Origin of the sequence: Sulfurimonas sp. (assembly GCF_032250635.1) — a bacterium.
Classification (GTDB): domain Bacteria; phylum Campylobacterota; class Campylobacteria; order Campylobacterales; family Sulfurimonadaceae; genus Sulfurimonas.
The window spans coordinates 1-9,675 of record NZ_JAVVFL010000070.1; the positions used below are offsets into that span (position 1 = coordinate 1).

General features: G+C 40.6%; 4 protein-coding genes. All 4 read right to left on the reverse strand.

Translation table 11 applies throughout. The features are described 5' to 3' along the window. Positions 1 to 6,164: calcium-binding protein (locus tag RQ763_RS05705; protein WP_314151693.1), on the reverse strand; the 6,164-nt coding region annotated here is incomplete at its 3' end. After that, complete coding sequence (locus tag RQ763_RS05710) at positions 6,164 to 6,820, reverse strand: hypothetical protein (protein ID WP_314151694.1); 657 nt, start codon at positions 6,818 to 6,820, stop codon at positions 6,164 to 6,166. The genes RQ763_RS05710 and RQ763_RS05705, both read right to left, overlap by 1 nt. A 32-nt stretch (positions 6,821 to 6,852) precedes the next feature. Further along, positions 6,853 to 9,159 (reverse strand): hypothetical protein, encoded by a 2,307-nt coding sequence (locus RQ763_RS05715; protein ID WP_314151695.1) that lies wholly within the window; start codon positions 9,157 to 9,159, stop codon positions 6,853 to 6,855. 1 nt (position 9,160) lies between these two features. Then, a partial coding sequence (locus RQ763_RS05720; RefSeq protein ID WP_314151696.1) for a hypothetical protein occupies positions 9,161 to 9,675 on the reverse strand: 515 nt, incomplete at its 5' end.

Consider the following 9,675-nt stretch of genomic DNA (forward strand, 5'->3'; position numbering starts at 1 on the left):
CCAGAGAGTGCGGTAACATCTTGATTATACGACCTATCTTCAATATTTGTATCAACCTTAAACTCTTCTTGCAAAACATTGCCTGATGCGTCATAATGTTTTAAGTATATGCCGTACCCATCAGCGCCTTCTCCGTACCATGAAACTACAATATCACCATTTTCCAACGCTGTCAAAGCCGGTTCTGTCTGCCAATCTTGTGTATAATCATTAATTTTAACTTCAGAGCCCATTGTTAAACCGTTAACATCATATTTTTGGGCAAAAATACCGTATTTACTTCCATCTTGATTGTATGATTGCCAAGCTACCATAAACCCACCATCTTTCAATGAAGTGATTGATGGATAACTTTGACTGCTGCTAGTATATGTGTTAACCCGAAATTCAGAACCGATTTTGCTGCCATCCGCACCTATTCGCTGTCCATAAATGCCATATAAACTTCCGTCTTGACCTGAAGATTCCCAAACTATTACCACACTGCCGTCATTTAGAGTAACCATATCCGGAACCCATTGATAAGATGATCTATAACTATTTACGGTAAATGGGATTCCTATTGCTAATGCTTGTACATCATACCGCTGGGCAATGATATCGTAGTTTCCGCTACTGATATTCTTGTTTCCACTCACAATAAATCCGCCATCACCCAATGCCAAAATACTATAGCCAGCTTCAACAGGAAATTGTTCGCCAATTTTTATACCGTCGCTTGAGTACATCTGCGCAAGGTTACTTTCGTTTACAACTACTAAGTTACCGCTTTTTAGAACAGCAATGTCACTTTTATAGCCGTACTGACTAATAGCAACTGTTTCTGCTACAGGTGTTTTTCTTAAAGCAACTGAAATAGAATCGGCACTGATTCCTTCTCCAAAAACAATCTCGTCGATTCCGCTAGCTTCATAAATCGTATCTTTACCGTCACCGATGTTAAACATATATGTATCATTTCCGTAATCACCAACAATAATATCTGAATCTTCAAGCCCTATAAGCTTATCATCTTGAGAAGTTCCTATTACAATATCATCCTGACTGCTGCCGTAAATCGCTGACATTGATGAGATTTCTGCGGAAGTAAGCTCTGTACCGTCACTAAATCTGATAGTTTTATTTTGATAATAGCTGCCATTAAACCAATTTGGTACGCTGATTTTATCACTAAACTCTTCAGGTAATTTTCCCTCTTCAAATACGCCTATGATTAAATTTGTTCCTAAGCGATGAAATCTTAAAGATTCCTGCGTAATTCCCTCTCCAAACTCGATAACATCACTGCCGTAGTTATCATTAAGAATATCGGATCCGTCACCTATATTGAAGACATAAGTATCATTTCCTGCGTAACCATATAAAACATCATTGCCCAATCCGCCAATAAGTATGTCGTTACCGCTTCCTGCATTAATGGTATCATCCCCTGCAAGAGCCATAATCGTTTCATTTTTGCTTGTTCCGGACATAGTGTCATTTTCATTTGTTCCCATCAAATCGACAATCCACTCAGTCCCTACTATACTCCCATCACCAAATCTAAAATTTTCAACTAAATTGTTTCCGTACCAATCAGGTATAGTCACTTTGTCGCTGAGATTTTCAAACTCAACTCCATCCTCTGCTAAAGCAAGGACAAGGTTGCTTCCCTCTTTGCGAAAAACTACATCATCTTTAAGGATACCTTCACCAAACTGCAAAGTATCGTTACCGCCTGTTTCGTTGTAGTATGCACTGTCGTAAATCGTATCGGCTCCGTCACCTCGATTAAAAATGTAGGTATCATCTCCACCGCCGCCGTAGAGTTTATCGTCTCCCGCTTTTCCTTCAATCGTGTCTGATTGATCCAAGTATCGTAAAACTTCACTCTCTGATGTACCTACCTGCAAAGATACAATATCATTATGGTTCAGAACAGACCCGTCACTAAACTCAAAACGCTGAATCTGATTGCTCGGATAAAACCAACTTTGAAGAACGATTTTATCAGTTAATTCATCAAATGTTTTACCCTCTTCTTTTATACCTATAATAAGATCATTGGCATTGTCGGCAGTTTTTACAATCAAATCATCCGCCGTAATATTACTGCCAAAGCGTACGATGTCTTCAGCACCGCTCCAATCAGAGTTTACTATCGTATCTGCTCCGTCACCGCGATTGAAAACATAAATGTCGTTCCCGCTGCCGCCAGACAAAGTATCGTTACCAGTTCCGCCTATCAAAATATCGTTGCCTGCTCCGCCCTCAATATAATCATCATCTGCACCGCCGTCAATAGTATCATTTCCGCCGCCTGCATAAACCGTATCGTAACCACCGTAAGTATTGATATTTTCCGATTGATCCGTACCATATACGGTGTCATTTGCTTCAATCATTTTTACAATATCTTCTATGCCCAAAACCGTACCGTCTGTAAAAGTAACTCTTTCCAAGCTTTGATGTGCAAGATTCCAATCGCGAATTAAAATCGTATCGGTCGGATTTGCAAAATCAACATTTGCTTCTTTTATACCGATGACGATATCATCCCCTTGCTGTTGAACGATAAAGTCAGAGACACTTATCCCCTCACCAAACGAAAGCGTATCCAAGCCCGCACTATCGATGATGACATCTTTGCCGTCACAGCGAGAATAAAGGTATGTATCATCTCCAAGTCCACCTTCTAAAGTATCGTTACCTGCTCCGCCGATTAGGAGATCATTTCCCTCTGCCGTAACAACGGTGTCGTCTCCTTCTCCTAGATTAAGTGTTACATCATCTGTAGCATTAAGCAAATGCGTTGTATCGGCTTCATCGGTTCCTTGCAGATTGACTAAGTCACTCCCGTTTAAAACACTCCCATCGCTAAAAGTTACATTTTCAATCCTGCTGTTTACATCAAACCAATTTTTCAGTGTGATTTTATCGCTAAGCTCGGCAAATGTTTTACCATCTTCTTTGAGCGCAATAATCAAGTCATCACTATCTGCTGAAGCTTTAACAATGATATTTTCGGCACTTATCCCCTCACCAAACGAAAGCGTATCCAAGCCCGCACTATCGATGATGACATCTTTGCCGTCACCGCGGCTAAACACATAAGTATCGTTTCCTCCGCGTCCTTGAAGTATGTCATTTCCTTTGCCGCCAATAATTGTTTCGCTGTTCTCAGTTCCGTAAATCGTATCGTTTTTATCGGTAGCGAACATAAGTACTATATCGCGTGCATCTAAGCTTGTAGCATCACTAAATGTCAGCGTTTTTAGAGTTGATGTCGTATGCCAATCTTTAATGATAATCTGATCGTTAAGTTCTGAGAGAGGTTTGCTTCCATCTTTTAGATAAATACTGATGTCTGCGCCGTTGGTTTTTATGATAAGGTCATCTTTAGTGATTCCCTCGGCAAATGATATAGTGTCATTTCCTGAGCTGTCAACAATCAGGTCTTTACCGTCGCCTCTGTTGTAGATGTAAGTATCGTTGCCCTCTCCTCCCATGAGTTTATCGCTGTAACATCCTCCCTCTAGGGTATCATCTCCTGCTCCTGCGTCGAGGATATCTCGTCCTCCTTTGCCGCGTAGGGTTTCACTTCTGCTGCTGCCCTCTAGTATCTCGCTCTCATCGCTTCCCTCTAAGGTGTCATTGAGAGTCATCTCATACCCCTCATAAAAGAGAATAGTTTTAATAATCTTCTCTCCTTGTGGGGTTTGGATACTCTCTCCTCCTGTATATCCTGCTATCATCTCTTTTGCTTGGGCGTTGTCGGGAAGATAGAGTGTTACGCTATCGTCTGCATTGGTTTGGATGTAGAGATAGTTAGAGAGAGCATCATTACCGTTGATTACTCCATCTTTGTTATTATCGTATCCGCTTAGCAATGTTTGATAAGGATTGAGTTTGATGGTTTGGATAGCTCCTGCTGCTCCGAGGGCTTCTAGTTCTCCTATGTCAGTGAGTCCGTTGTGGTTACGGTCAGTCCAGAATGCTAGTCCTGAGTTATCGCTGACATCTATCACTCCGTCGTTGTTTATGTCAAATGTTTTGAGGGCTTGGATAGTATCGGCTGCTTTAGTTCCATTTGGCAGTGTCATATGGTTTCCGACTACTTCTTTTCCGCTTGTAATTTGTCCGTCGTTGTTTATATCTTTGACTATCATCCATTGGTTTGGGTCTGTCCATGTAGTCATCTTCTCTTTTATACCGTTAGCATCCATATCGAAGTAAACACCGTCTGTAAGTTTTGAGGTGTTCTCGTATCTGAAGAGTACATCACGCATGATTCCCTCACCGCTAGCGTCCGTGAAAGTTGTCTCTTGGATGATTGCGTTGGTATTTTCAGAGCTTGGGATGTATGGAGAGGCACTGTTTAGAGTGAGAGAAGTGATTCCCATCTCTTCTAGTGTTTTTAATTCTCCTGTGTCGGTAACTCCGTCTTGGTTACTATCAATCCAGAGGGAAAGTTCATTGAAGCGGGTGTCGGTTGCGTCTATGACATTATCACTGTTGGAGTCATAGTAACTAAGGGCTTGATAGCCTGATTTGGCGATAGAGTTATCTGAGTTGTGGGTATAGTTTCCAAAGAGTTCAGAGGCATTGTTGATGATGCCGTCACTGTTTTTATCATTGACGAGGAGTGCATCGCTAGATTGTATCCATGCGGTATTCTCTTTTACTCCGTCACTGTCATAATCAAACAGTGCTTGGGATGCGGCTATGGAGATTGAAGTGATGCCATCACGATTTAGGTCTAGCACTATCGGTCCTGTAGAGCTTCCTCCACCGCCTGTTCCTGTACTATGATAGACAGGAGAGTTTACGCACTCTATAACAGGGGTTGGTGCAGGCGTGTAGGTGTGTGGAGTATAGCTTCCACCTCCTCCACCACCACCGCCTGAATAAAAACCTCCACCTCCGCCACTGCTTGTGCTATGAGTAACAGGTTGGGAAGGAGTAGGAAGAGAGAAGTTAAAGTTAAATATCGGGTTGATAGGTTTAGGGCACTCACCTGTGGTTGTAGGGCATGTTGGAGCACCGCTAAGTGTTATGCCAAGGTCTGTGTTTGTGAAGTTCTCTATGCTAAGGGTTTCGTTTGTGCCATTTTTAGTGAAGGTGAGTTGTTTTGAGAGTTTATCGTAGCTATACACTCCGCCATCACCATAGTAAAACTCGGTTGTATCACATGATGCTCCTGCTTGTATAGTTCCTCCGCTAAGGTGCTCTTCTTGAAAGTAAACTATACCTTTGCCATCAGAGTCCATGATGGTATCGCCATTGTCTGAGATGTAGGTGTCGTAGTCTGCTCCGCCTTGGAGAATGTCGAAGCCTTTTCCGCCGATGAGGGTATCTTTGCCGCCACCACTTATCAAAGTATTATTGATATCACCCCCAAAGATAATATCATCCATTGACCCGTTTATCATTGCAAACTCTCTGCCTTCGGATAGCCTCAATGCAAGTTCATAAGCAGAGTCCAAACCTGAACTTCCGATACCGTCAATGACATCTATAGAGCGAGGATCATCTACTGGTGAATACCCCCTAACCCAACTCTCTACACTAGTAAAGTTTGTTATTCCATGACCAAAGACATCTGTTAAATCTTCATCTTGCAACATGTAAGTTGTTCCAACCATTTGACTTCCAGGAAGTGGAGACACAAAGTCATGCATCGTAATATAATTAGTTATATTTTCACCAGAGCTATCCGCTACCATATTCATATCCCCAACGCCATAAGCATTGTATGTCAGGGTTTCAAACCCTTTTACGCTACCGAGATATTGAGCGATACTTCCTCCCATAGAGTGTCCGACTATAGAAGTATTGCTACTATTTAAACCATATGTTTCCATAAGCGGTTCTATAAATTGTAAAGCTTGTATGAATGCACTTGGCAACATATCAGCCATGGTGCTTACAAACATTCTTACATTCGTATCCCAGTCACCATAAGTAGTAGGCTCAGTTCCTCGCACTGCTATGACATAGTCTCCTGTTGCACTGTTTTGATAGAGAGCTAATTGGAGGTTGATGTTTGGGTTGTTGTAGGTAATTGGATTCTTATTTTCATCTGTTGCTATTATATACCCCTCTGGCTCGATAAAATCCACATTTTCATTCCCATATACTGCTTGTGATAAAACTGCACCTTCTAATACTGTAATATTTGCCATTATTCTTCTCCTTCAAGTTTAATATTTACTTCAATCTCTTTTTGAGAATGCGGTATATTGTATTTTAAATAATTCTCTGAATTACATTTTAGAAATATCTTAGTTCTTTCATCAGGGTAGCCCTTAGAAAATGTTTGTTTTTCATAAGAACACAATATTATCGATGTGTTTTTATTTAGAGCATTATTATTTTCTATGCTTGCAACATATGTCATTGCTGGACGGATTGCTGTGCCTCCTGCACGTACATCACCTCTTATAGCTAGTTCTTTCCCACTTTCCATAGAAGCATATATACGATGCGGTCTCCAGTTGCATATTCCCGGTAAGTAGTTATCTAAATTAACAATGGATTCAAAATTTCCACCTTTAGCGGTTGTTAAGAATGTTACTTCTTGTTTTTGTGGAAACTGTATTCCAGTACCCCAAACTTTACGATCGCACTTTGGATTTTTATTGATATAGATAACGGCAATACTCAAATCAATATCTTTCTCAAAAGGAAACTTCCCGTATATCCTCATTTTCTCTTTTGAATCTTGATTAACTTCAGGTGTTTTATTTGAATCATAGACTACCTTTTCAATTCCCCACTTTGCTAAAAATAGCAGTGGGACTACTATTAGAGTGTATTTGATTATTTTTTTGATGTTCATGCTATGCTCCTCTTATTATTTTCAGTTTTCATCTACGCCACCTCTTTCATATCTACATGTAGATTATTATTTATTAGAATTTCTCCGCCATAAGCCTCTGCCAGTCCCGTCACTGCAAATATAAAGTTCTCTGTCGGTTCTACTATGGTGTCATCAAATGTTCCTATCTCAAATGTTCCGTATGTTGTTCCTGCTTTTATGGTAATAGTTCCGTTTGTTGTGCCACTTAGGTCACTGCTGCTTGCGCTGCCATTGAAGTAACTGCTTACATTTACCACAAGGTCTTCATCTAGTGTGTTATCTATTCCTATAGTAAATTCAAGTGTTCCGCCCTCTGTTACGGTTGCGTCTCCTACATATATCTCTATATCTTTTTTATTTGGGTCTGTTTCACTGCCATCATCAAACTCCATACCCATGCCCGAAGCATTATTGAAGTTCATGTTCTCTATGGTTATATACTCACCTAAATTTTTATCGACCACTATCATGTTTGGACCGTTTAGGGTATATGTGAAGTTAGCATCTTCGTAGGTATATTCATCTACTTTGGTTTTAGTGCCGCTTAGAGATTTATCGTTAAACATGATAAAGCCTGTAGAGTCTGCATCGTTGATGATGTCTTGATGGCTTACATAGTAGAAGTCATGTCCTACTCCTCCTGCAAGGTAGTCACTCACTTTATCGCTGTAAAGGTTAGAAGCATCACCGCCTGCTAGAGTGTCATCGCCGCCTCCGCCCAGAAGCACATCTTCACCGCTTCCGCCAAAGAGAGCATCGCTTGCGTTGTCATTGTCTCCGCCTATGAGAGTGTCTTGACCTTCACCGCCGTAGAGCACATCGCTGTCGTTGTCGCCAAAGAGTACGTCATGACCTACTCCGCCTTGGAGAGTGTCGAAACCGTTTCCGCCTTCTAGGTAGTCGTTGCCGCCTCCGCCTGCAAATGTGTCATCTCCGCCTAATCCGTAGATACGGTCATTGCCCGCTCCGCCGTTTAGTTGCTCAGAGTTATTTAGCTTGTTTGTTCCAAATATAACCTGATCGCCGCTCGTGCCTTGCAGTGCAACACGGTTTGTGTCCCAAGCTTTGTAGCTGTCTTTGCCTGCTCCACCTCCATATCTTGCATCTTTATCCAAGATATAGTAGAGATAATCGGCTCTGTCTTGCATGTACATGTCGGAGTAGTCGGCTGGGGTTATGGTGGTGTAGGCACTCAAGTTTCCTTCTATTGCAAATGGGTTTAGGTTTAGCAGGGCGTAGAGGTTTGCAGGGTCTTTGCTTTGGAGTTGGGTTGGGAGTTTGTCGGTGAGGAAGTCTATAGAGTGTTTAGCTCCAGTATCGACAATATTTTTCCCTGTATCGAGTACAGTATTGGCTTTTGGTATCGCTAATATATCCGCTATACGGTTTAAAAGTTCTTGATGTAAACCAAGTTGATTTTTTTCTATGATATTACCGCTGTCAACTTTTTCTAAAAATTGTGTGATTTCTGCTACGCTCAGTGTAGAATCTAACGACATGAGGGTGTTGTAAAAAGCGAGTGTCTGTGTTAATGTCTTACTAGAATGATTATAGAGGTAATTTCCATCCGCGTTTATAAATACTTCCATATTACCACCAATGTCAGTTCCCAAGTCAGTAATCACTGACGGTCCGTCTTTGGCTTCTACATTGACAACTTTGCCGCCTATAGAGGTTTTATTTGCATCAAATGAGAGATAGGCATCATATAAAGTTTTTGTAATTTCACTATATGAATAAACTATGTTTCCTGCTTCATCCAAAGTGAAAAATTCTCTTGTGTAGTATTTTCCATCTTTGATTTCAAGTTCAGGAATAGAAAGATTTTTTGCTCCCGGAGAATTATATGTATAAGCTTCATCTATATAAGAGGGATAAGTTGCCGTTATCATCTGTGTCAACGCACCGCCTAGAGAGTGACCAGTGACGATTAAATTGTCAGCCGTACTAATCTTGCCTGATGATTTGAGGTCTTCGAAGAAGGTGACGAGGCTCCTTGCGTATTGTTCGGGGGTTTTACCAGCTGACAATCCATCATACAAATCATCATCCAAGTCATTAAAGCCATCTGTTCCTCGTACAGAAAGTATTTTTTTACCTGTATCATCCACAAACAATGTTGCACTAAAGCCGTTTGCATCAGGTGCGCTTACGGCTAATACTGTGTAGCGTTCAGAGAACTTCTCAGCTTGGGCTATAGAAAAATCAGCTCTTTTGTTATAGTTCAATTCTTGAATGTTAGGTGTTCCAATACCTAAAAAACCATATGCCGCTTGTGCCAATTCTGCATAATCTAAATATTCTTTAATTGTTGCCATTTTATTTTTTCTCCTGTACTTTTGGTTTTAATGTTTGAAAAAGAAATTGTTTCTCAATCTCTTGAGATTTATAGGGATCATATATGCAATGAACCCCTTGAGGTTCAAAGTTTACAGACCATCCAGTCAGAAAATATCCAATAAACCAGCCGTTTTTCCACCAATAGTCTATTATCTGCCCTATCTTCTTATGATCCGTTCTATCTTTTATGTAAACTAATTCATCTTTTTTAAACGAAAGAATTGGAATTAATGTTTTTCGATTTGTCCAATATGAATTATAAACTTCCCACCGACTAACCTCACTCTCAGCTATCTCCTCTTTTACGATACATTTGCCACTTTTGAAATGTTGTGAATAAAGCTCACTATTATGAGTCCATTTGTCATCACCTATAGGAACGCAAAGTTCAGAAGTATTATTATCTAGCCAATAACTTCTATAGTATTTACCTGTCCAATAAGTTCCATAAGACTTGCCTGTAGGTTTAAAAAAGTCCATTTCTTTGTAATCAA